The sequence below is a fragment of the Rhizobium sp. YJ-22 genome (assembly GCF_029601685.1).
In the GTDB taxonomy this organism is placed as follows: domain Bacteria; phylum Pseudomonadota; class Alphaproteobacteria; order Rhizobiales; family Rhizobiaceae; genus Metarhizobium.
Genome location: NZ_JARRIR010000001.1, coordinates 367,264 through 390,038, shown reverse-complemented (window position 1 = coordinate 390,038; position 22,775 = coordinate 367,264). Strand labels below are relative to the sequence as shown.

At 62.6% G+C, this 22,775-nt stretch carries 25 protein-coding genes and 1 tRNA gene; 15 read left to right on the top strand and 11 right to left on the bottom strand.

The genetic code is table 11. The annotated features are described in order from the left end of the window. Window positions 1–12 precede the first annotated feature (12 nt). Genes P7F60_RS01875 through P7F60_RS01865 form a run of 3 tightly spaced genes read right to left on the bottom strand, consistent with a single transcriptional unit; the run spans window position 13 to window position 2,792 of the window. The gene (locus P7F60_RS01875; RefSeq protein ID WP_277915996.1) at window positions 13–819 is read right to left on the bottom strand and encodes an ABC transporter permease; all 807 of its coding nucleotides are present in this window, start codon (window positions 817–819) and stop codon (window positions 13–15) included. Then, entirely contained in the window at window positions 812–1,735 is a 924-nt protein-coding gene (locus tag P7F60_RS01870) for an ABC transporter permease (RefSeq protein WP_277915995.1), read from the bottom strand. Before P7F60_RS01870 ends, P7F60_RS01875 begins: the two co-directional genes overlap by 8 nt. A 1-nt stretch (window position 1,736) precedes the next feature. Further along, on the bottom strand, window positions 1,737–2,792 hold the full coding sequence (locus P7F60_RS01865) for an ABC transporter ATP-binding protein (protein ID WP_277916494.1): 1,056 nt from the start codon (window positions 2,790–2,792) through the stop codon (window positions 1,737–1,739). Between the two features lie 280 nt (window positions 2,793–3,072). Between P7F60_RS01865 and P7F60_RS01860 the strand changes: the two genes are divergently transcribed. The 3 genes from P7F60_RS01860 to P7F60_RS01850 all read left to right on the top strand — a co-directional run bounded on the left by P7F60_RS01860 (window position 3,073) and on the right by P7F60_RS01850 (window position 5,313). Further along, on the top strand, window positions 3,073–3,819 hold the full coding sequence (locus P7F60_RS01860) for a GntR family transcriptional regulator (RefSeq protein WP_347276851.1): 747 nt from the start codon (window positions 3,073–3,075) through the stop codon (window positions 3,817–3,819). A 209-nt stretch (window positions 3,820–4,028) separates the two neighbouring features. After that, window positions 4,029–4,102: transfer RNA gene (locus P7F60_RS01855), tRNA-Gln, on the top strand. Between the two features lie 383 nt (window positions 4,103–4,485). Further along, window positions 4,486–5,313 carry a hypothetical protein gene (locus tag P7F60_RS01850; RefSeq protein WP_277915994.1) on the top strand — a complete coding sequence of 276 codons (828 nt, stop codon included), beginning with the start codon at window positions 4,486–4,488 and terminating at the stop codon, window positions 5,311–5,313. Window positions 5,314–5,436: 123 nt separating this feature from the next. Here P7F60_RS01850 and P7F60_RS01845 read toward each other — a convergent pair whose 3' ends face one another. Next, entirely contained in the window at window positions 5,437–6,306 is an 870-nt protein-coding gene (locus P7F60_RS01845; RefSeq protein ID WP_166096839.1) for an SEC-C domain-containing protein, read from the bottom strand. A 153-nt stretch (window positions 6,307–6,459) separates the two neighbouring features. Here P7F60_RS01845 and P7F60_RS01840 point away from each other — a divergent pair, with 153 nt between their 5' ends. Continuing rightward, on the top strand, window positions 6,460–7,086 hold the full coding sequence (locus P7F60_RS01840; protein WP_166096838.1) for a recombinase family protein: 627 nt from the start codon (window positions 6,460–6,462) through the stop codon (window positions 7,084–7,086). Window positions 7,087–7,121: 35 nt separating this feature from the next. Here the strand turns inward: P7F60_RS01840 and P7F60_RS01835 are convergent, their stop codons facing one another. After that, a complete protein-coding gene (locus P7F60_RS01835) occupies window positions 7,122–8,561 on the bottom strand; it encodes a DUF6538 domain-containing protein (protein ID WP_277915993.1) in 1,440 nt (479 codons plus the stop codon). A 182-nt stretch (window positions 8,562–8,743) separates the two neighbouring features. Further along, window positions 8,744–9,136, bottom strand: a complete 393-nt coding sequence (locus P7F60_RS01830) for a GFA family protein (protein WP_166096843.1) — start codon at window positions 9,134–9,136, stop codon at window positions 8,744–8,746. Between the two features lie 158 nt (window positions 9,137–9,294). Between P7F60_RS01830 and P7F60_RS01825 the strand changes: the two genes are divergently transcribed. The 5 genes from P7F60_RS01825 (at window position 9,295) to P7F60_RS01805 (ending at window position 13,159) form a co-directional block, all read left to right on the top strand. Further along, window positions 9,295–9,690, top strand: coding sequence for a DUF1236 domain-containing protein (locus P7F60_RS01825; RefSeq protein WP_166096835.1), 396 nt, complete (start codon window positions 9,295–9,297; stop codon window positions 9,688–9,690). A 335-nt stretch (window positions 9,691–10,025) separates the two neighbouring features. After that, window positions 10,026–10,241: a hypothetical protein gene (locus P7F60_RS01820; protein WP_277915992.1), complete on the top strand. Its 216-nt coding sequence runs from the start codon at window positions 10,026–10,028 to the stop codon at window positions 10,239–10,241. Between the two features lie 155 nt (window positions 10,242–10,396). Next, a complete protein-coding gene (locus P7F60_RS01815) occupies window positions 10,397–11,992 on the top strand; it encodes an exopolyphosphatase (protein ID WP_277915991.1) in 1,596 nt (531 codons plus the stop codon). Continuing rightward, window positions 11,989–12,735, top strand: coding sequence for an RlmE family RNA methyltransferase (locus tag P7F60_RS01810; RefSeq protein ID WP_277915990.1), 747 nt, complete (start codon window positions 11,989–11,991; stop codon window positions 12,733–12,735). Before P7F60_RS01815 ends, P7F60_RS01810 begins: the two co-directional genes overlap by 4 nt. A gap of 40 nt (window positions 12,736–12,775) precedes the next feature. Continuing rightward, entirely contained in the window at window positions 12,776–13,159 is a 384-nt protein-coding gene (locus P7F60_RS01805; RefSeq protein ID WP_277915989.1) for a VOC family protein, read from the top strand. A 2-nt stretch (window positions 13,160–13,161) separates the two neighbouring features. Here the strand turns inward: P7F60_RS01805 and P7F60_RS01800 are convergent, their stop codons facing one another. Continuing rightward, on the bottom strand, window positions 13,162–14,571 hold the full coding sequence (locus P7F60_RS01800; protein ID WP_277915988.1) for a DHA2 family efflux MFS transporter permease subunit: 1,410 nt from the start codon (window positions 14,569–14,571) through the stop codon (window positions 13,162–13,164). Window positions 14,572–14,773: 202 nt separating this feature from the next. On the opposite strand from P7F60_RS01800, the gene P7F60_RS01795 reads away from it, so the two are divergent. Continuing rightward, window positions 14,774–15,775: an MBL fold metallo-hydrolase gene (locus P7F60_RS01795; RefSeq protein ID WP_277915987.1), complete on the top strand. Its 1,002-nt coding sequence runs from the start codon at window positions 14,774–14,776 to the stop codon at window positions 15,773–15,775. A gap of 104 nt (window positions 15,776–15,879) precedes the next feature. Here the strand turns inward: P7F60_RS01795 and P7F60_RS01790 are convergent, their stop codons facing one another. Next, the gene (locus P7F60_RS01790; protein WP_277915986.1) at window positions 15,880–16,191 is read right to left on the bottom strand and encodes an ATPase inhibitor subunit zeta; all 312 of its coding nucleotides are present in this window, start codon (window positions 16,189–16,191) and stop codon (window positions 15,880–15,882) included. A gap of 408 nt (window positions 16,192–16,599) precedes the next feature. Here P7F60_RS01790 and guaB point away from each other — a divergent pair, with 408 nt between their 5' ends. The 4 genes from guaB to P7F60_RS01770 all read left to right on the top strand — a co-directional run bounded on the left by guaB (window position 16,600) and on the right by P7F60_RS01770 (window position 19,847). Further along, window positions 16,600–18,096, top strand: coding sequence for an IMP dehydrogenase (gene guaB / locus P7F60_RS01785; RefSeq protein WP_277915985.1), 1,497 nt, complete (start codon window positions 16,600–16,602; stop codon window positions 18,094–18,096). Window position 18,097: 1 nt separating this feature from the next. Then, window positions 18,098–18,679 (top strand): hypothetical protein, encoded by a 582-nt coding sequence (locus tag P7F60_RS01780; RefSeq protein WP_277915984.1) that lies wholly within the window; start codon window positions 18,098–18,100, stop codon window positions 18,677–18,679. A 131-nt stretch (window positions 18,680–18,810) separates the two neighbouring features. Beyond that, window positions 18,811–19,173 (top strand): hypothetical protein, encoded by a 363-nt coding sequence (locus P7F60_RS01775; RefSeq protein WP_277915983.1) that lies wholly within the window; start codon window positions 18,811–18,813, stop codon window positions 19,171–19,173. Window positions 19,174–19,457: 284 nt separating this feature from the next. Further along, on the top strand, window positions 19,458–19,847 hold the full coding sequence (locus P7F60_RS01770; protein ID WP_277916493.1) for an MAPEG family protein: 390 nt from the start codon (window positions 19,458–19,460) through the stop codon (window positions 19,845–19,847). Between the two features lie 59 nt (window positions 19,848–19,906). On the opposite strand, the gene P7F60_RS01765 is transcribed toward P7F60_RS01770, so the two are convergent. Together P7F60_RS01765 and P7F60_RS01760 are read right to left on the bottom strand one after the other, a co-directional pair. After that, window positions 19,907–20,299, bottom strand: a complete 393-nt coding sequence (locus P7F60_RS01765) for a GFA family protein (RefSeq protein WP_277915982.1) — start codon at window positions 20,297–20,299, stop codon at window positions 19,907–19,909. A gap of 10 nt (window positions 20,300–20,309) precedes the next feature. Continuing rightward, window positions 20,310–21,245 (bottom strand): LysR substrate-binding domain-containing protein, encoded by a 936-nt coding sequence (locus tag P7F60_RS01760; protein WP_277915981.1) that lies wholly within the window; start codon window positions 21,243–21,245, stop codon window positions 20,310–20,312. A 197-nt stretch (window positions 21,246–21,442) separates the two neighbouring features. Here P7F60_RS01760 and P7F60_RS01755 point away from each other — a divergent pair, with 197 nt between their 5' ends. Continuing rightward, entirely contained in the window at window positions 21,443–21,724 is a 282-nt protein-coding gene (locus P7F60_RS01755) for a DUF1127 domain-containing protein (RefSeq protein WP_277915980.1), read from the top strand. A 129-nt stretch (window positions 21,725–21,853) separates the two neighbouring features. Here P7F60_RS01755 and P7F60_RS01750 read toward each other — a convergent pair whose 3' ends face one another. Beyond that, window positions 21,854–22,678, bottom strand: coding sequence for a DUF937 domain-containing protein (locus tag P7F60_RS01750; RefSeq protein ID WP_277915979.1), 825 nt, complete (start codon window positions 22,676–22,678; stop codon window positions 21,854–21,856). Window positions 22,679–22,775: the final 97 nt, after the last annotated feature.

Sequence of the window (22,775 nt, the reverse complement as noted above, 5' to 3'; positions counted from 1 at the left end):
GCTGTTCTCCGGTTATGATGTCTTTTCGGTCCTGCTGAGGAAGAAGAAGATAGTCACGATCGCGAAGGACAGCAGCAGGAACACCGTCGAGATCGCATTCATTTCCGGGGTCACGACACGGCGCAGCTGGCCGAGCATGTAGGTCGGCAGCGTGTCCTGACCGCCCGATTTCACGAATTCTGTGATGACCACGTCATCGAGCGAGATGACGAAGCCGAGCATGAAGCCGGCCAGCACGCCCGGCCACAAAAGCGGCAGTGTGACATAGCGGAAGGCCTGGAACGGCGTTGCGTAGAGATCGGCCGCGGCCCGCTCCAGCGTCAGATCCATGCTTTCCAGTCGCGCCCGGATCGGCAGGTAGGCGAAGGGCACGCAGAAGGCGGCATGGGCCGCGATCAGATAACCGAGGCCGGAATAGCCGGTCCACACCTTGACGCGCGAGAAGAAGATCAGAAGCGCGACGGCGGTGACGATTTCCGGCACCAGCAGCGGCAGGTTGATGAACGCATATTTGAAGGTCAGGCCGCGATACTGCACGGTACGGGTCGTGGCGATCGCCGCCATGGTGGCGACGACGGTGGCGACCACCGAGGCGGTGACGGCGATCTGCAACGAGCGGATCGAGGCATCGATCACCTGCGCATTGTTCCAGGCGCTCTGGAACCAGCGCAACGAAAAGCCTTCCCAGATGGCGATCGAGGTGCCGGCGTTGAAGGCATAAATGACCAGCGTGACGATCGGCAGGTACAAGCCGATGAAGCAGATCATCGCGATGGTGGAAAAGCCCGGAACGCGCCGGACCGAAAACGGCTTAGCCATGGGCGCCTCCCGACTTGCTGGCGTTCTTGACGTAATACAGCATGGCGACCAACACGATGATGACGAGGGTCACCGACAACGACGCGCCGAGCGGCCAGTTGCGGCCCTGGCCGAACTGCAGCTCGATCAGGTTGCCGATCATCAGGTTCTTGCCGCCGCCGAGGACGCGCGGAATGACATAGGACGACAGGGCGGGAATGAAGACCAGGATGGCGCCGGCGATCAGGCCAGGCTTGACCAACGGCACGATGACCCGGAACAGCACGTTCCACCGGCTGGCATAGAGATCATAGGCCGCCTCGATCAGCCGGAAATCCAGCTTCTCGATGCTGGCATAGAGCGGAAGCACCATCAGCGGCAGGAAGACATAGGTCATGCCGAGCAGGATGGCGAAATCCGAAAACATCATCGGGATCGGCGCGGCGATGAGCCCGAGCTTCATCAGCAACGTGTTGACGATGCCTTCGTTGCGGATCACTTCCTGGATCGCGAAAGCGCGGATCAGCATGTTGGTCCAGAACGGGATGGTGATCAGGAACAGCCAGATCTGCCGGTTATGCGAGGGCCGCGTGGCGATGAAGTAGGCCGTCGGGAAACCAAAGGCGACGCACAGGCCGGTGGTGGCGATGGCAAGCTTGATGCTGCGCCAGAAGATCGAAAGATGCGCATCCGCGATCGACAGCGTGTCGTCGAAAATATCGCGGGTGAACAGGACGCTGAACCAGGCGTCGGTGGAGAACTGCCACTTCACGTCGCCGTAATTGCCTGGCGCCAGGAAGGAATAGAGAACCACGATGAGAAGCGGGCCGACACCGGCCACGGCGATGAGGATCAGGGCGGGGGCGCTGAGCAGCCACCGGTCCCGGATATCCTTCCTTCGCACCTGCTCGCTTGCTTCTGCGGCGCTGATCGTCATCTCAATCCCTCAAGATCTGGGCGACGTCGTCGCTCATGTGGATGCCGATCTGCTCGCCGGTCGAAAAGCCGCAAGGGCCGCTGCGGGAATTCTGCTGGCGCACGGTGAAATGCGTGCCGTCTTCCAGGACGGCATGGATATGCGTGTCGGTGCCGAGGTAGACGATGGTCTGGATGGTGCCCTTGAGGTCGGCCTCGGCCGAAACGGCGGCGGCGCGCGCATGCTCGGGGCGGATGACGACGGTGACCTTGCCGGAAGGCTGGGTGCCCTCGGCGAAGCGGGCGGCGATCTCCTTGCCGGAGGCGAGGCGCACGCGGGCGACGTTGCCGTTGACCGAGACGACGTCGGCGGCGAGGAAATTGGTCTCGCCGATGAAATCGGCGACGAAGCGGTCGGCCGGGCGATCGTAGATCGCGTCGGGGGCGCCGACCTGGCGCACTTTGCCCTCCGACATGACCGCGATGCGATCCGACATGGTCAAGGCTTCTTCCTGGTCATGGGTGACGAAGACGAAGGTGATGCCGGTTTCCATCTGCAGGCGCTTGAGCTCGATCTGCATCGACTTGCGCAGCTTGAGGTCGAGGGCCGAGAGCGGCTCGTCGAGCAGCAGCACCTTCGGCTGCGGCGCCAGCGCCCGGGCGAGCGCCACGCGCTGCTGCTGGCCGCCGGAAAGCTGGGTAACCAGGTGTTTTCCGCGTGCTTCGAGCTGGACGAGGCGCAGCATGTCCTGCGTGACCTTCTCGATCTCGGCCTTGGGGCGGCCGAGCATCTTGAGGCCGAAGCCGATGTTTTCGGCCACCGTCATGTGCGGGAAGAGCGCGTAGTTCTGGAAGACGGTGTTGATGGGGCGCCGGTTCGGCGGCAGAAGCGAGATATCGGCCTTGTCGAGAAGGATCTTGCCGCCCGTGGGCATTTCGAAGCCTGCGAGCATCCGCAGAAGAGTGGTTTTTCCGCAGCCCGATGGACCGAGCAGCGTGAAGAATTCGTTTGAAGCGATCTTGAGCGAGACGTTGTCGACGGCGCGGAAATGGCCGAAGTCCTTGACGACGTTCTGCATATCGATATCGCCGCCCCGGGTGGTCCCAGCAGGCTGTTGGTGCATTCATTCCCCCTGTTGTTGCGGGAAGGGACTTCTGCCCTTCTCCGTTCGGTTGTGCAAAGAGAACCGATCTTTGTTGACAGATGATCGCGCCGCTCTACACTGGCCTGAATTTGATCATATCAAAACACAATTTGATCAAATTGGGAAGGGCGCTTTTGGTCGATCGGCATGCTGATCGAAACGTGGCATTTCACAGGACGACTGGCAAGCACGCCCGCGAGGCTATTGGCAGAGGATGCAACATTGGGGGCGGGCAGGCCGGGGGGCGGCTGCCGGAAGGAGCGAGGCGATGTGGGCTTGCGATGACAGGCAGACATTCGAATCCGTCAAGCAATGGGTTTATCGCAATCTGCGGCAAGCCATCATGTCAGGTCGGTTCCCGCGGGGTCAACCGGTAACCATCCACGGCATCGCACAAAGTCTGTCGGTCAGCGCCATGCCGGTGCGCGAGGCGATCCACCGGCTGGTGGCCGATGGCGCGCTCGAACATCTCGACAATCGCCGCGTGCGGGTGCCGGACATGGATCCGGAGAAATTCGACGAGGTCATCGCCGCGCGCATCGCGCTGGAGACGGTGGCGGCCGAGCGTTGTATGCCGCACATCGATTATCTTCGGCTGGCACGGCTGGAAAAGCTCGATGCCGAGATCGACGCCGCCTACGAGTCCGGTAATATCGAACTCGGCATCGAACGCAACTTCGCCTTCCATCGCTGTCTTTACGAGGTGCATGCCGCGATGGTGCTGCTGCCGCTGATCGAAACGCTGTGGCTGCGGCTGGGGCCGTTCATGCGCGAGGCGACCGAAAACCTGCACGAGAGCTACCGCGTCGACCGCCATGCCGAAGCGCTCGCGGCAATCCGCGCCCGCGATACCGAGGCTTTGCGCCAGGCGATTGCCGCCGATATCCAGGACGGTGCCGGCCATCTCGGCCGCACCCGTTTCCTGGAGGTCGAGGCGAGCGCCGCCGCCGAAGCGAAATGACGTCGGGAGAGGAAAGCCGGCAAACGCTGACCCGTCGCCGCCCCGGTCGCGAGCGATTTTCCCGCTCTTTCAAAGACGTCCCGCCGGCATGGAAGACAGGGCGGCCAAGAATGGGGAATTCTCGCATTTTTTTGAAAAAGACTATTTGCAATCGCCCCCCTTTTGTTTATAAGCCGCCCCACCAGCCGAGCCAATCACCTCGGCCCTGCTGGGGAATAGTTCAATGGTAGAACAGCGGACTCTGACTCCGTCGATCTTGGTTCGAATCCAGGTTCCCCAGCCAATTTCTTCTCAGTAGAAATTATCAAATGATTTGAATACGTTGGACGGGCTATTCGACCCACTGCGTACCTCTGGACGTACCTCAATGCGTACCTCTGGGCCAACTTTCCTCTCGACTGAGCATGACCTACCGGCACCCGACTGATTTGCGATTGGTGATTTCGGCCCACTATCGGAGCCGTCTGGCGCGTTACCCCCGCACTGATCGGCTACGCGGCCGGTCGATTACCGCCCACCATAGGGAGTACCCGCGTCCTCTGGAGTGATTAACCCACCCCTGAAGAGCGCGACTACTCGTCGTCTAACCACCACTCCACCCCCGCAGCAACTCTCCCGACCACCACGGGGGAGCGCATCTGCATGCGACAACCGCAAGGAAATGGAATGAAGATCGAGACCATCAGAAAACGGATGGACAAAGTCGAATTCGGGCGAGCTACTGGCCCGTTCGAGGTCGAGCTTTCAGACATTCAAATCGACCCGACGATGCAAGTTCGTGACCGCTTGGACAAGGGCAACCTACATCGCATCCGCTCGGCATATCGTGCAGGCAGCGAGGTTCCTCCATTGCTCCTGGCGTTCGTCGGAACCGATGATCAGCACCTTTTCGTAATCGATGGGCATCACCGCTTCACCACCCTCGAACTGCTTGCAGCGGAAGCAAGGCACCGAGGCGGCAAACCAGTCGATGCCGTGCAAGCGATGATCGTCAAACTCTCACCTGACGAAGCTCGTTACCAAGCGGCCATCGCCAACAACGCCCACGGTTTACAACTGAAATCCAAGGAAAGCCGTAGGGTCTTTGCAACCTATGTCCGAGCTGGCCGTCACAGAACTTCGGACGGGTTCAAATCGTACCGGGAGATCGCCAAGGAGATGGGACGCGATCACAAAACAATCGCAGCCTGGATGAGGTCAGACTTTCCGGCAGAGGCAACCCGCATGGGCGAGCCTGAGAAGGCCACGGAAGGAGGCGATGGACCTCCACGTCCAATCGTGATGCTCAAGCACGAGATCGACGCTTGGCTGCTGGAAGGTCGGAACCTATTCGATCAGGGACGTAGCGGCGACCGTAGTGGCCTTGTGGAAGGCATGGAGCGGTTAGTTGAGGCGTTCAAGGCAAATCTGGCGAGCGAGGACTGGGACGGCCTCATTCCCGGCATCGACGTGGCACCTTCGAGGATGAGCCTGCCAGCGGATGCAGACTTCTGATGCAAACGGGCTGGGGAAATTCCCCATGTACAGTTCCCAGCCCCACCGGCCTTTTTCGGGAAAAATCTTCGAGCCAACATTCTATAACGCAGCTTCTCCGACACCCCCGCCACCCCATGGTGTTTAAGGTGCTCCGTGGCAGCGTTTGTATTTCTTGCCGCTTCCGCATAGGCACCGAGCGTTACGCCCCTTCGCTGGAAAGACGAACCTGTGGTCCGTTTCATCCTCTGGCACGATGCTAGCCCGGGTGACGGCTATCCGGGTATCTGGTTGCGCCCATACCATCGAAGGCATAAACAGCTCTGGTTTGGCAGCGGCCGAGTGGTATCGACCACGTATGGTTTCACGTTGAAACGGATTGAGGGAAAGCGTCATGATCTGCTGACCTATCGTTTCAGACTTGAGCCCAGCGTTTCGTATACCGCCAACCAAAATCTGCTCAACTTGATCTACGCCCTTGCCCTTGCATCGAGCCTTGAGGTCAGCAAACACACTTGGCGCAATCGCGCTGTAGTCACCAATCGCAGATGCGAGATGGGCTCCACCAGGTAAAAGTTGGTGAAGGTATGCCCTGAACTCCGGCGTCAAACCCCTTCCATCCGGATGCTGGAAGTTGGAGACCAAGGCGAAGAAGGGGTGGTATTCCGTAGGTGATAGCCCATATCCAGCAAACAGGATGGACAACCGATGGTCAACGGACTTGATCGTCTGGTTGCCTGCAAACCTCTTCGTTAAGTCGTTCGCGGTCTCTTGAATGATTTGGCGAAGGTTGCCGCCGGTACCGCCTCGGTGCACAAGGGAGCTTGCGAGCCAATCGTGGGTATCGAAATGAGATACCCTCGCCAGTCCAGCGAAGCTAACCGCTGCTATGCCATCCCCCGCGAAGAGGGCGATGGTTTTACCGTGCTCATCATCGGAATAGCCGCCCGAGATGCGGCGATCAGTGGCCACTACGCACAACGAACCGGATATGTATGCGATGCTCAAGGTCATGGTGGCAGTCTAGCATAACGCAGGAGTGACGAGGAGTTCGAGAAAGTATGCCTCATGAGAACCAACTGAAATGGCAGTTCGATAATTTCGATTGACAACCCAAATCGAACCGAACAATAACAGACCATCCAAATCGAACCGAAGGTCCTCGCCATGTTCACCCGTGCATATCTCCGTGCCTCCACGAAGGAACAAGACGCATCTCGCGCTCGCACCGAGCTTGAAACCTTCGCCAACGAGCGCGGCCTCATCATCGCGGCAACTTACCTGGAAAACGAGAGCGGCGCTTCGCTCCAACGCCCAGAGCTTTTCCGCCTCCTATCGGATAGCCGCCCTGGCGACGTGCTTCTGGTGGAACAGGTAGATCGCCTGAGCCGCCTCAATTCAGCGGACTGGGAGCGGCTTCGCAACGAGATCAGGCAGAGGCAGGTTAAGGTGGTCGCACTCGACCTGCCGACCTCCTGGCAACTCGCCACGGCCAATTCAGATGACTTCACTGCGCGTATGGCGGACGCGATCAATGGCATGCTCTTGGACATGCTGGCTGCTATTGCCCGCAAGGACTACGAGGACCGTCGCAGGAGGCAGGCTCAGGGCATTGAGAAGGCAAAGGCGAAGGGCACCTATGCTGGCCGCCCGGAGGACACCAAGCGGAACGCAGCCATCGTTTCTATGCTCAGTTCAGGTCAGAGTTGGAACACTATCATTCAAGCCACGGGCTGCTCGCGGTCCACCCTCTCCCGGCTGGCGAAGCGACAGACACCGAGCGTTGAGGCTTGAGCCCTTGCGTGGGGGTGTCTGTTTTTTTCATCACCTCAGGGTGTTTGCGGTGACGGATAACGCTCCAACAACGCCGCCCTGGCCTTTGCAGACAGTTGGACGGCTTCCACGCAGGCCCGCCGCGCCTTCATCGCATCCGGTGCCTTGTAGTGGCCCATGGTCATGTCCAGCGGCATGTCGCCCTTCGAATGCGCCACGACCTCTGCGATTGTCCAAGGCGAGAACCCGACCGCGCCTTCGTTGATCGCGCTACTGGCCCTGGAAATGAACCATCGACGGAAGGAATGGAAATTGACGCGGGACTTACCATCGCTGGGTCTTGGGTCATCCACGCCGACCGAGTTGCGGAATGTGCCGAAGGATTTGGTCAGTCGCTGCCCGCGCTCCTTCCGTGGATCATCGCCGGGGGCGAGCCTCGGCATCTCGGGAAACAGATCGTCGCTCAACCCCTTGCCCTTAACCCTGCTCGCGATCACACCACGAAGGTCAGGATGCATTGGAACGAGCCTTGAATGCTTCTCATGCTTCCCAGCTCGAAACCGGATTTGGTCGCCCTGGCAGTCGGCAACCGTCAGATCAACGATAACGCCCATCCGCGCCCCAGTCAGCGCCGCTATAACCATGGCATCGTAGACGAACCCCCTTTTGGGCTTGCCGGAGAAGAGCCTTTCCAGCTCCTCGTCATCGAAGCTCCGCATGTCGTTACCTTCCTCAGGACGCTCCTTCTCCGCTCGTTGCTGCGTCCAGACGTTCGTTTCGACATAGCCTTTGGTCATGAGCCATTTCCAATAGCCGGAAAGGCCGGTCACGTACTTGTTGATGGTCTTGCTCGCCAAGTCGCCGCCGATGAGGCGGGAGCTGACAAAATCGCCAGCCACCCTTCTGGTTACAACTTCGATGGAGCCTTGGTACTGGTTCTCTCGAAGCCACGCCTTAAGGTAGCCAAGCACACGCTCGAAGTCAGCCACGGTGCGCGGACCCCATTTCTTCTTCTCCAAAAGGAACGTGGGTACGGGAAGGTCCAAGGGAGTTACATTTCCCAGAGCGACATCGGCGAAGGCCTGCGCCCTTGCTTCACGGTTAGGCTCGTACTCCTCTTCGCCTTCATCACCTCCTATGGGACGGCCTTGGATTTCCTCTGCCCGCCTCTTCACCGCGTCTGCGATAGCATCGATGTTAACCTCATCAAGCGCCCCAGCACCGCGCCCAGCGGCCTCCAGGGCAGCACGCAGGGCCATTGCCTCACGCATCAGGGGGTCAGATGGGGCGTCCTTGCTATACGCCTCAAGTTCGGCCTTGAGCCTCGCCACGACCGCATGTTTCAGCACGTTAGCGGTCGCGAGGCTATCGGTGCCCAACGCCTGCTTGAGCTTGGTCTTGCCGACTTGTTTTCGGAGGTTACGAGGGACATCGACCACAACCCTCCATCCTCCACCGTTCATCGGCTCCAAGTACCTCCTGTCGTGCCGTGCCACCCTGTTCGTACCTCGCTGCGTACCTCTACTGCGTACCTCTCGTATCCTCTCAACCTATTGAAAGTCAACATCTTCATAGGGTTGCAGACTACCGGGCTGGACGTCCAGGTTCCCCAGCCAAATTTTCCTTGAGTTTTCAACTGTTCGAAAACGTTACTTTCCTCGTGAAATTTCGCATGTCCTCAGTCTTCCGAACGGTCGCTGTTCTCGCGATCGTGGTGGTAGCGCTTGCTGAGCGGAAAGGGCGGTAGCCAGGATTCGCGGCGGGTGGTCCAGAGTTCGTAGGTAGGGGTGAACTGGGCGGGGGCGTCGAGGGAGCCGAGGCTGACCTCGATTTCGTCGGCGCTGCGGGAGAAGACCGACGAGCCGCAGCGGGGGCAGAAGAAGCGGCCGGCATAATCGCGGGTTTCGCCCGATACCGTCACCGCCTCCTCGGGAAAGATCGCCGAAGCGTGGAATAGTGCGCCGTGATGCTTGCGGCAATCCAGACAATGGCACAGACCCACCCGGTAGGGGCGCCCCGCAGCCACAAAGCGGATATTGCCGCACAGGCAGCCGCCGGTAAAACGATCCATGCCCTGTTTCTCCTTCTCAAGCGCGGGCAGTTTAGCGCTGTGATGCCTTCCTTGCAAAATTCTCGCCAGACGACAGGTGCGCCACGGCTGGGAACCCTTTTTGCCGGCGGACGTTTGCCTCTGCGTGAACATGAGTAGATCAAACGAGGAGATCGAACATGCGTAACATCATGATTGTCGGGGCGGCGGTGGCGGCCCTTGGTTTTGCGGGCGGCGCCTATGCGGATGACGGCGCTGCCACCGGTGCGGCCGGCGGCGCGGTCACCGGCGCCATCGTCGGCGGACCGGTGGGGGCCGCTGTCGGCGGCGTCGCCGGCGCCATCGTCGGCACAGCGCTCGATCCGCCGCCGGACCGGGTCGTGACCTATGTCGAGCAGCAGCCGATGAGCAGCTCCGTCGTCGTCGAGCAGCCCGTCGTGGTCGGGAAGGCGATCTCGCACGAAGTCGTTCTGACGCCGGTGCCGGAAGACCCGCGCTATGCATACACCGTTGTCAACGAGCAGCGTGTCATCGTCGACCCGGAAACCTATACGGTGGTCCGTGTCCTCAATTGATAGCGGAAGCAGCATCGAGCCGCCCCGTGATTCGCCTGGAATCACGGGGCGGCTCTCACGCGTTTGATACCGGAAGCCGCTCGCCTGTGGCAGGCCATACTCCCTTTGGAACCTGCGCTGCGGTTCAAAAGGATGGGTTTTTGGATGCGCGGGCTTTCTTCGACAGAAATTTGACGCTTGCCGATAAATTTGCCATAAATTCCCCTGTCCATTCCGAACATAGCCGGATCGTTATCGCGGCTTGGGAGAGGACCGGGCAGGCTGCGGGGCGTCGAACATGGCGCTTCCGAGGGCTTGGGGCTCCTTGCCGGTTGCGTGTTTCCTGGAGGTGGATCATGCCCATGCAGACCGTTCGAACGCCGATCAGCGGGGATCAGCTCTCCCTGCTTCGCGATGTTTTCGACGCCGCTTGTGCCGAACATGGCATCCGCAAGGACAGCCCTGATGGCGAAGCTCTTGCGGTGATCCTGGTTCATTCGCTGCAGAAGGGCGTTCGCGACCGCGAAAAGCTCATCTCGCTTGCCCAGGTCCTGACGACCGCCGATCGCTGAGCGTCCACCGTATCCGGCGCAGTCGCGCCGTCTTCGAAGTTTTTCCCCGTAAATTCAGGTCCGTCATCCGCTTTCGGCCGCCTTTGCGGCGAGGGCAGTGCAAAAACAAATTGTCGAAACCCGCCCCTGCTGGTATCATCGCGCCAACGAAACTCATGGACAGCGCGCCAGCAGCATACCCCGTCAGGGTCTTGCGCGGCGACCGGATCAAAAACGTGACAGACCCCGAACGCGGCCCGGTGCCGCTGGACAACGGGGCGTCGGCGACAGGCCGCAAGGGCAGCAAGAGCTCCCGGCGCGGCAAGAAGAAACGCCACGGGGCTCCCCGTGACGCATCTGCTGTTGCCAAAGCGAGCCCTCTCGGCGCAGCCGAGGCGGCAGCACGCCCGACAGGCGCGGAGCCGGCAGAGCCGGTCCGCAAGCGCAAGCGCCGCCGCCGCTCCAAGAGTGGCGAGCCCGGACAGGCTGCGCAAGTTCAATCCCGATCGGTCGAGCCGAAAGCCTCCGAGCCGCCGAAGCCGGAAGGCGAGCGCCGCCACAAACGGCGCGCGCGTGGCGGCAAGAAGGCGCAGCATGCGCGCCCGCTGGCTCCCGTGCATATGCCGGCGCCGCCAACGCCGGCTTCCGTGCGCCCGAAATCCGGCCGGCCGGATGGGCCGCAGCGGCCGGATCGCGACGCCCAGGAGGCCCGCGTCCATCACCGCGACGGCGAGCCGGTGTCCGATGATCTCTATGCCGCGCTCGATCTCGGCACCAACAATTGCCGCCTGCTGATCGCCCAGCCGACGCGGCCCGGCCAGTTCCGGGTCGTCGATGCCTTTTCGCGCATCGTGCGGCTGGGGGAGGGGCTGGGCGCCAGCGGCCGGCTTTCGGATGCGGCGATGGAGCGCGCGGTCGAGGCGCTGCGCGTCTGCGCCGTCAAGCTGAAGTCCCGCCAGATCCGGCGCATGCGCCTGATCGCCACCGAGGCCTGCCGCGCCGCCGAAAACGGCGAGGAATTTCTGAGCCGGGTGACGACGCAAACCGGGCTGAACCTGGAAATCATCAATCGCGAGACCGAAGCGCGGCTTGCCGTGTCCGGCTGCTCGTCGCTGGTCGGGCGCGATGCCCGCTCGGTGGTGCTGTTCGATATCGGCGGCGGCTCTTCTGAGATCGCCGTGCTGCGCATCGGCGACAACCGCTCGCCGCGGCTGGCCAACCACATCACCCACTGGACCTCGCTGCCGGTCGGCGTGGTAACCCTGTCGGAGCGCCATGGCGGCCGCGACGTGTCGCCGGATATCTTCGAGGCGATGGTTTCTGAAGTCGAGGGCATGCTCGCCCGCTTCGATTGCCCCTCGCTCGACAGCGTCGCGGTGACCGACGATTTCTACCTGATCGGCACCTCCGGCACGGTGACGACGCTGGCCGGCGTCCATCTCGACCTGCCGCGTTACGATCGCCGCCGGGTGGACGGGCTGTGGCTCAGCAATGCCGAGGTCAGCGAGATGCAGGCGCGGCTCCTATCCTGGGATTTCGCCGGTCGCGCCGCCAATCCCTGCATCGGACCGGATCGCGCCGATCTGGTGCTGGCCGGTTGCGCCATTCTGGAGGCCATCCGCCGCCGCTGGCCGTCGAAGCGCATGCGCGTTGCCGACAGGGGCTTGAGGGAAGGCCTGTTGACCGACATGATGGCCGATGACGGTGTGTGGCGCCGCAATCGCCAGCGCCGCCAGCAGATGCGGCGTGACGGAGCTTCGAGACATCCATGACCAAACCCCCGATCGGCGGAAACCGCACCGGCCGCAAGCTTGGCCAGAAGGTCAAGAAAGGCAAGCTGAAGGCGTCGTCGCGCCGGTGGCTCGAACGCCATATCAACGATCCCTATGTGCAGCGCGCCCAGCTCGAGGGCTATCGCGCCCGCGCTGCTTTCAAGCTGCTGGAGATCGACGAGAAGCACCAGATCCTCAAAGGTGCGCGCCGGATCATCGATTTGGGTGCCGCGCCCGGAAGCTGGTCGCAGATCGCGGCCAAGGTCACCGGCTCGACGGCCGAGGACGTGCGCGTCGCCGGCATCGATTTTCTCGAAATCGCGCCGCTGCCGGGCGTCACCTTCCTTCAGATGGATTTCCTTGAGGACGAAGCGCCGGATGCGGTCATGGCAGCGCTCGGCGGCGCGCCGGATGTCGTGCTTTCCGACATGGCAGCGCCCACCACCGGCCACCAGAAGACCGACCATATCCGCACCATGCATCTGTGCGAGGTCGCGGCCCATTTTGCCGTCGACGTGCTGGTCAAGGGCGGGCACTTCCTTGCAAAGACCTTCCAGGGCGGCATCGAGCGCGAACTGCTCGACATGCTGAAGAAGAATTTCCGCCAGGTCATCCACATCAAGCCGGCCTCGTCGCGGGCGGAATCGGTGGAGATGTTCCTGCTCGCCAAGGGTTTCAAAGGCCGCGATGCGCAGGCGCCGGATGCCGAGGTGCAGGAGCCGGAACAGGCCGTGGAAGAATAGACCGGCTGCCGGGGCGCGGCCGAGGGGAGGGGAGACCGCCATGCTGCTGTATATCACGCTGGGAACCAACGATCTGGCGCGCGCCCGGCCGTTTTACGATGCCGTTCTGGCCGAACTCGGCTTGTCCTGCCGCGAGGCGGACGAGAACGAGTTCGGCTATGCCGCTGAGGGTGACGACCGCTGCCGTCTCTGGGTGACGAAGCCCTATGACACCAGGCCCGCGACCATCGGCAATGGCTCGATGGTGGCGCTGGTCGCCGAAACCCGGTCGGCGGTCGATGCCTTCCATCGCGCCGGCCTTGCCCATGGCGGCACGGACGAGGGCGCGCCGGGCCTGCGCCCCTATCACCCGCATTTCTATGCCTGCTATGTCCGCGATCCCGATGGCAACAAGCTCTCGGCCGTCTGCGAGAGGCCTGAGTAAACTTACTCGGCGACCACCTTTTCCGGTTCGGCGGCGGCGCGGCGATGGCCGGAAACGGCCGCGCCTGCCTGGCGGTCCATGGTGATGAAGGGAACGGCGCCGAGCAGCGCCATGATGGCGATCACCCAGAAGGCGATGTGGAAATCGGCCAGTTGCAGCGTCGTGCCGTTGAAGACGGTCGCGGCGTCCAGCACCAGCGCGGCGAAGGCGACGCCGAGCGCCAGGCTGATCTGCTGCAGCACCGAGCCGAGCGAGGTCGCCTGGCTCGCCTTGTCGTCGGGAATATCCGCGTAGGACAGCGCGTTGACGCCGGTGAAGAAGAAAGAACGGGTGAAGCCGGCGACGAGCAGGAAAACGATGATGACGAGATGCGGCGTCTGCGGCGTGAAGAAGCCGTTGGCAGCCGTGGCGAGACAGGTGATGCCGGCGGCCGACAGCAGCGTCGTGCGAAAGCCGAGGCGGGCGAAAACGCGCGGCGCGATGAATTTGGTGGTGATCGCCCCGATGGCCCCGGCGAAGGTGATGGTGCCGGATTCGAAGGGATTGAGGCCGAAACCGAGCTGCAGCATCAGCGGCATCAGGAACGGGATGGCGCCGATCGAGATGCGGAAGATCGAGCCGCCGAGCGTCGCCACCCGGAAGGTCGCGTTGCGGAACAGGCCGAGATCGACGATCGCCGCCGGATGCCGCTTCCAGTGCAGCACATAGGCGATGGCGCAGCCGAAGCCGGTGAGCGTCGAGACGATGCCGACCGCCGGCGGCAGCGCCGGCAGGCTGATGACCGACAGGCCGAAGACGATGCCGGCCGCCGCCAGCGCCGTCAGGATCAGGCCGCCGATATCGAGCGGCGGCGGCGAGGTGGCGGGCACCTCCGGCAGGTAGACGCCGGTCAGCCACAGCCCGGCCACGCCGACGGGAATGTTGATCAGGAAGATCCAGTGCCAGGTGAAGAAGGTGGTGATGAAGCCGCCGAGCGGCGGCCCGGCCAGAGGCCCGACCAGCGCCGGAATGGTCAGCAGCGCCATGGCGTTGACCAATTCGCTGCGCTTGGTGGTGCGCAAAAGCACGAGGCGGCCGACCGGGGTCATCATCGCCCCGCCCATGCCCTGCAGGAAGCGCGCCAGCACGAAGCCGACGAGGCTGGAGGAGATGGCGCAGAGCACCGAGCCGACCATGAAGACGATGATGGCGAGGCGGAAGACGCGCTTGGCGCCGAAGCGGTCCGCCATCCAGCCGCTGATCGGAATGAAGATGGCGAGCGCCACCATATAGGCGGTCAGCGCCAGCTTGAGCGTGATCGGCCCGACGCCGAGATCGGCGGCGATGGCCGGCAAGGCGGTGGAGATGACCGTCGAGTCCATCTGTTCCATGAACAGGGCGACGGCGAGGATCAGCGGAACGATACGATTCATCGGCTTGGAACGGTTTCGACGCGGGCAGGCGGTACGATGCGCCCGCTGTAATCCTTAAAACGTATGATGACAAATCGGGCGCCATCGAGAGCGATCACGTCTGCGTGAACCGGTTTACGGCCGTCGTCGCGACCCTATCTTGCGTTTCGTCAAGGCCTCGCCATTGATGCCCGCAGTCGCGCATTTGCCCGGAGGATTGTCCATGCCCCTGTCGTTGCCGATGAAGCGCCGCACCCTGTTCGGCACCGTGGGCGCCGGCCTGTTGGCCGCGCCTTTCGTCTCGAACGGACTTCTGACGAACCCCGCGGCCGCGGCCGCCGACGAGAAAGACAAGGCCATGAGCCTCCCGCCCGATATCAACCGTTTCAAGCTCGGCGGCTTCAAGGTCACCGTGATCAAGGATGGCGCGCGCCCCTCCGACAAGCCGCAGGAGACCTATGGCCTCAACCAGCCCCCGGGCGATGTCGCCGCGTTGCTGAAGGAAAATTTCCTGCCCGAGGACCGTTTCGTCAACACCTTTTCGCCTGTCGTCGTCGATACCGGCAAGGAGATCGTGCTTTTCGACACCGGGCTCGGAGCCGGCGCGCGGGCGCAAGGCGGCGGCCGGCTGCTGGAGGGGTTGGCCGCAGCCGGCTACAAGCCGGAGGATATTTCGCTCGTCGTGCTCACCCATATGCATGGCGACCATATCGGCGGCTTGATGGAGGACGGCAAGCCGGCCTTTCCGAAGGCGCGCTATGTCGCCGGCCAGGCCGAATATGATTTCTGGAAGGACAAGGCCCGAGAAGGCACGCCTGCCGAGGGCAACCACAAGATGGTGCTGTCGAATGTCGTTCCGCTTGCTGAAAAGACCACCTTCATCGGTGACGGCGCCACCGTCCTGCCGGGCATCACCGCCATGCTGGCGGTCGGGCATACGCCGGGCCACATGATCTTCCGTCTCGAATCGGACGGCCGGCATCTGGTGATGACCGGCGATACCGCCAATCATTACGTCCTGTCGCTGCAGCGGCCGGATTGGGAGGTGCGTTTCGACATGGACAAGGCCCAGGCCGCCGCCACCCGCAAACGCGTCTTCGACATGATCGCTGGCGAGAAGATCGCCTTCCTCGGCTATCACATGCCGTTCCCGGCGGTCGGTTTCGTCGAGAAGATGGGTACCGGCTATCGCTTCGTGCCGAAGACCTACCAGTTCGATCTCTAAAGCATTTCCAGCAAAAGCGTGCAGCGGTTTTGCGCCCGGAAATACGCTAAAACAACAAACGAAAAATGGCGCGCCCGTCCGGCGCGCCATCGAGATGCCGGTTCTCAGGCGTAATCGTACATTTCGTTGGCGACATCGCGCAGCATGTTGCTCATGCGGCCGCGCAGTTCGTCATCGAGAACGGCGATGCCGGCAGCATCGAAATCGCGGCGCAGGCGGGCAAAGGCGCCGTCGGCATCGTCGATATCGGCGGCGGCGACCATGCGGGCATAGGCCTGCGGATCTTTGTCATGCAGCACGGCGGCGGCCCAGAGGCCGAGAAGCGTGTTGCGCCGGGCGCGCGCCCGGAACATGAAATCCTGATCGTGGGCGAATTTATCTTCGAGCGCGCGGGCGCGTTGCTTCAATGCGGTCATGGCTTCATCCCCGTTTACTTGCTTGTTCTGCTTTGTCTTGTCAGGTCCAGTGTCCTTCGTGGCCTGCGAGAGAGGTTTTACAGGCGGGCACTTAAGGAAACGCCCAATCGGGACGGTAAATATTTCGGAAGAATCCGAATGGACTTGACCGGCCGCAATTCTGGAAGAAAAATACGGGAGACGCTCCTCACAGTTCCCGCCGATCGGCATGCATGGCCGTGATGCGCGAACCCGCCCAAGACGGCGCGCGCGGCGCTTTGGTGCAATTGCGAAGGGGAAAGCCGATTTGCTATTCCCTTCCTGTCATAGTCGTGTTACCTGCCCTCGCCAACTTCCAAGCAACGAATGTTGATCGCCGGTCGAGGATTCGCTCCGGGGGATCGGCTTTTTCCATGAAGGATTTTGGCGATGGCACGCATCATCGAAACGGCAACCGGGCTCGAAGCCCTGACTTTTGACGATGTCCTCCTGCAGCCGGGACATTCCGAGGTCATGCCCGGCCAGACGAACATCTCCACCCGCATCGCCCAGGATATCGAGCTGAACCTGCCGATCCTGTCGGCCGCGATGGACACCGTCACCCAGAGCCGGCTGGCGATCGCCATGGCCCAGGCCGGCGGCATCGGCGTCATCCACCGCAATCTCACGCCCGTCGAGCAGGCCGAGGAAGTCCGTCAGGTCAAGAAGTTCGAAAGCGGCATGGTCGTCAACCCGGTGACCATCGGCCCGGATGCGACGCTGGCCGAGGCGCTGGGACTGATGAAGGCGCATGGCATTTCCGGCATTCCGGTGGTCGAGAACGGCGCCAGCGGCCGCCCCGGCCGCCTTGTCGGCATCCTCACCAACCGCGACGTCCGCTTCGCCTCCAATCCCGAGCAGCGCATCTATGAGCTGATGACCCGGGAAAATCTCGTGACCGTCAAGGAAAGCGTCGACCAGCAGGAAGCCAAGCGCCTGCTGCACGCCCATCGCATCGAAAAACTGCTGGTCATCGACGGCGACGGCCGCTGCGTCGGCCTGATCACCGTCAAGGACATCGAGAAGTCGCAGTTGAACCCGAATGCGTCCAAGGATGCGCAGGGTCGCCTGCGCGCCGCCGCCGCCATCAGCGTCGGCGATGACGGCTTCGAGCGCGCCGAGCGCCTGATCGATGCCGGCGTCGACCTGCTGGTCGTCGATACCGCCCATGGCCATTCGCAGCGCGTCCTCGATGCCGTCTCCCGCGTGAAGAAGCTGTCGAATTCCGTGCGCATCATGGCCGGCAACGTCGCCACCGCCGACGGCACCAGGGCGCTGATCGATGCCGGCGCCGATGCCGTCAAGGTTGGCATCGGCCCGGGCTCGATCTGCACGACGCGCATCGTTGCCGGCGTCGGCGTGCCGCAGCTCGCCGCGATCATGGCCGCCGTCGAGGCTGCGCACCAGTCCGACATACCGGTCATCGCCGATGGTGGCATAAAATATTCCGGCGATCTCGCCAAGGCGATCGCCACCGGCGCCTCCGCCGCCATGATCGGCTCGCTGCTGGCCGGCACCGACGAAAGCCCGGGCGAAGTCTATCTCTACCAGGGCCGCTCGTTCAAATCTTATCGCGGCATGGGCTCGGTGGGCGCGATGGCGCGTGGCTCGGCCGATCGCTATTTCCAGGCGGAAGTGCGCGATACGCTGAAGCTGGTTCCGGAAGGCATCGAGGGTCAGGTGCCCTATAAGGGGCCGGTCTCGGGCGTGCTGCACCAACTCGCCGGCGGCCTGCGTGCCGCCATGGGCTATGTCGGCGGCGCGACGCTGAAGGATTTCCAGGAAAAGGCGACCTTCGTGCGCATCTCCGGCGCCGGCCTGCGCGAAAGCCACGCCCATGACGTCACCATCACCCGTGAAAGTCCGAATTATCCGGGTGCCGTATAAGATGGAAGGCGACAGGTCCTTCGCCGGCAAGGTTTTCCTGCTTGCCGGCCTGGCGCTCGCTTGCCTTGCCGCTTCGTGCTGGCTCGGCTGGCGGTTCCATCAGGCGTCGGGCGGTTATCCGATCTGGCTGGTGCCGTTCGGAAACGTCTCGCCCGTCGACCTGCATGTGCTGAAGGATCTGTTGCTGCAGCCGGACCGGACACAGGCCGCCGTGCTGCTGTTCTGGATCTATGCCGGACCGGACCTCATCATGCCGGCGGTGCTGGCCGGGCTGGGGATGCTGCTGCTCAAGCGCTTCGCGCCCGGCGGCACCCTGTTCCGCAAGCCGCTGACGGCGGCCAACATGCGCGCGCTTCTGGCCGTGCCGTTGGTCTATGCGCTGGCCGATTATGCCGAGAATGCCCTGAGCCTCGCCTATTTCTGCATTGCGCAGCCGCCCGCCTGGATCATGGAAAACGCGCCCGTCGCATTGCCCTGGATCGCCAGCTTCAAGATGGCCTTCTTCTGCATCACGTTGCTGCTGACCTTGCGGTTCGTGCTGCTGCGATGGCTCGGCGTGACAAGGCCGGAGCCGCGGCGTTAAGCGTCGGTAAGCGTCGGCTTGAAGCCGCCGCGAAATTTCTGTCAGATCCAAATATGTTCCTTTCAAAGCGCCGGAAACCCGCTAGCATCCGGGCGCTCGTGCGTGGCGCGCGGGCTTTGAAGGGGAAATCGATGAAGAAGTTTTTGTTCGCGGCGCTTCTCGCCGTGAGCGCGGCCGCTCCGGCCGCCGCGCAGACGGTGAATGCGGGCACCTACACCGTCAAGGGCACCAATCTCGACGGATCGAGCTATGAGGGCACGGCGACGATCACGCTCGCCAGCGAGACCACCTGCGTCATCGAATGGAAGACCGGTGGCACCACCTCGCAAGGCGTGTGCATGCTGCATGAAGACGCCTTTGCCGCCGCCTACATGCTGGAGGATCAGATCGGCCTGATCGTCTACAAGGTCAAGGGCGGCGGCGTTCTCGAGGGAAGCTGGACGCTGACCGGCAAGGACGGCAGCGGCACCGAGACCCTGACCGAAGAGAAATAAAGTTTGGAGCATTCCAGGAAAAGTGAATATCGGTTGCGTTCGGAAGTGCGTAAAAACAAATAGATAGAGTGCCTTCGCGATTCGAAGAAAAGCGAAAACGCTCTAACGGCGCTTTGAAGGGCAGGGACGGGATGCGAGCATCCGCCCCTGTCCGGTTTCTCTGGCTCTTGCGGAGGGAGACGGTTTCCCCGTGGCGCGATTTTCGATAAGGATCGCCGTGCGCGATCGCGCGCCATGTGATTCCGGAGGCTTACGTGACATTCACCACGGCAATTTTCGCGCCGATGATCGCCCATGTGGGCCTGGTCTATGGCTTGTATTTCCTGCTGCTGCGCCGCCGCACGGCGCTGGTGAAGGCGGGTGAGGTCGAAGTCTCCGCCTTTCGCGACATACGCGACGAGCCGACCGAAAGCCTGCGCGTGCGCAACAATATCGCCAACCAGTTCGAACTGCCGGTGCTGTTCCATATCGGCTGCCTGGCGCTGTTCATCGCCGAGGCCGACAACGAGGTCGCCCTCATCCTCGCCTGGCTGTTCGTCGCCAGCCGCTATGTCCATGCCTATGTGCATGTGACCAGCAACCGCCTGCGCTGGCGCATGCCGGCCTTTCTGTTCGGCTATGCCATGCTCGGGCTGATGTGGCTGTGGCTATTGGTGTGGATCACCTTCAGCTAAGGCATTTCCAGGAAAAGTGGGTACCGGTTTTCCGTCCGGAAATGCGATGGAAACGGGACTCAACCGAGATGTTTGCCGGCGGCATACCAATCAGGGCGGTCGTCCTCGAAGGCGTGGTATTCCGGCAGGAATTCGGGCCGCGAAGCATCGTCGAAGGCGCCGATCAGCAACGCCACGACCGGGGCGTCGTCGATGGCGCCGAGCGAGCTGCCGCAGGTCGGGCAGAAAGCGCGGCTGGAATAGTCCGACGAGCGCCACGTGGCCGGCTTGCCGGCCGCGCCGGTCCAGGCGACCCGCGCTCGAGGAAATTCGACCCAATAGGCGGCCGGCGCGCCGGTATGGCGGCGGCAGAATTCGCAGGCGCAGCTATGCGGCTTTTCCACTGGTCCCGTCGCCTCGAAACGCACGGCGCCGCACAGGCAACCGCCACGATAGATCATCGTGTCGCTCATGAAGTTTGCCTTACCAACCCGGCATCAGTTGCCCGGCCCGCATCCGCATCCTGAGCCCGCCGTCGAGATCGTCATTAACTGCCGCCGGGGTGATGTTGTCGAGGCAGGCGGTGATGTGGTTGGTGATCGCCGCCATAAGCGATGAGGAAAAACCCGGCCGTTTCATGATGCCGATCTGCACCGGCGGCAGCGGCGGAAAGCCGTCCGCCTGGCTCAGCACCCGCATGCCCGGCCTGAGCGCCGATTCCGGCAGCACCGACACCGCCATGCCGGCCAGCACCGCGGCGGCGACGACGGTCGAGGACCAGCTGGTGAACAACACCTGGTAATCGCGGCCGACGCCGTCCAGCGCCGAGCAGGCAAGCTGCCGCCACTGGCAATCGCGCCGCCCGACCGCCAGCGGCACCGGGGCGTCTTCGCTCAAGGGGTGGTTGGCGGAACTGACCCAGCACAGCGGCTCGGTGCGCACCACCTCGGAAATGCGCTCGCGCGGATTGTGGGTGACGAGCGCGATGTCGAGTTCGCCGCGGCTCATTTTCTCCGCCAGATCCACCGAAGGCTCGCAGACGATGAACAGTTCGACATTCGGATGGGTCTTGGCGAAACGGCCGATGATTTCCGGCATGTAGCGGTCGGCATAATCGTCGGGCGTGCCGATGCGCAGCGTGCCTTCCAACCGGTTGTCGTCGAAGGCGGCGATCGCCTCGTTGTTCAGCCGGATCATCTTGCGGGCATAGTTGAGCAGCTTCTCGCCTTCGCCCGACAGGCGCACGCCGCGGCCATCCTTGGCAAAAAGCTGCTTGCCGACCCGCTCTTCCAGCCGCCGCATCTGCATCGACACCGCCGATTGCGTCTTGAACACCCGTTCGGCGGCTTTGGTGAAACTGCCGGTATCGACGATGGCGATGAAGGTTTGCAGTTGGTCGATATCGAGCGGGGCGGACATCGGGGTTACCTATCAGAGCGGTTGATGATTGATATTAGAAACATTCGTTGGACTGATCAATGGCTTTTTGAGAACATCGGAACAAATCAAAAGGACAGTCGCGGTGCAACCCTGCCTGCGCCGCTCGGTCTGAACTCCCCGGATGCACCGCGTCCGCGGAGACCGATTTCTCATGCCTTGACGAAAGGACGATTGCGATGCGCACGACACAACGGATCCTGTCTCCCTCCCTGAGCCGGGCGTCGACCACAATCCGTCGACAGAGCCCCTGGGCTTTGGCCCATGCCGTTGTCCGCGCCGTGAAGGCCCGCCTGGAACTCAATCGCCTTCAGGAACTGGACGACCATCAGCTTCTGGACATCGGCCTGACGCGCCACGATCTCGTGCGCGCCGGCACGTCCACCTTCTTCGAGGATCCCATCGCGGACCTCGCAGGCTCGGCGCGGGCGCGTGCCCGCCGCATGGAACGCCCGCGCTGAGCCGAAAACTCCGGCCATCCTTCGGGCCGCCCATCGTTTCCCCGCAGGGTGATAGCCAATAAACCCTGCCTCTTCCCGGTGAAGGTATCCCGCCTTCACCGGGTTTTTTATGCCTATCGGAGGAGAGGCTTACGTCTCCCCGCCGTCCTTGGCGCGATAGGTGTCGAAGATCGATTCCAGGCTTTTTTGGTAGTTCTTCTGCACTTCCAGGCCGCTATCGAACATGGCGTTGACGAGGTCGGTGAATTGTTTCGGCGCTTCGGACGCGGATGCGGAGGGTTCGGCCGGCTTGGCGGCGGCGGGCGGGGTCATCCACTCCTGGAATGCCTTGGCGAAGGGATTGTCGGTGAAGGGGTTGGTGGTGGCCTGCTGCGGCTGGCCGGTGGCGGCGGAGAACATCGCCTGCATGGATTGCGTGAAGGGATTGTCGAAGATCGTCGGCTCCGCTTTTTTCGGCGCGAAGCCGGTGGCCTCGAGCCATTTCCGGGTCGCCTGCTGCATGGCCTCCCCGAACGGATTGGCGGCGCTCATCTGGCCGGCGGTCTGCTTCTGCAGCCCGCCCATCAGCATATCGGCCATGACCGGCAGCATCTGCTTGAGGATCTCCTGGCCGATGCCGGTGATCTGCGCGGCCTGGGCGGCGATGGCGCGCGACACCTCCTTGGAGCCGAAGATCTGTTCGAGGATGGAGTTGCCGGCGGTGATGCCCTGAGGCGTGAAGGCACGGCTCATATCCTCGAAATACTGGGTGTAGTCGCCGGAGGCGAATGTCTTCATCAGCGCGCCGAAATCGTAAGGCGTCGCGGCGGAGCGTTTCAGGCCGGAGGAGAAGGCCGGCATCAGCGCCGCCATCGCCTTGGCGGCCTGCTCCTGCGCGAGATTGAACTGCCGCGCCATCGCGTCCGTCGCCGCGCCGTTCTGCGCACGCATCATCAGGTCGAATAGAGGCAGCATCGGAGTGTCCTTCCCGCAATATCGGTTACAGAACGACTATAGCGGGAAAGACCACGGCGGAAATGCCCCCGCCCTGCTTTTTTGTGGACGGGACACA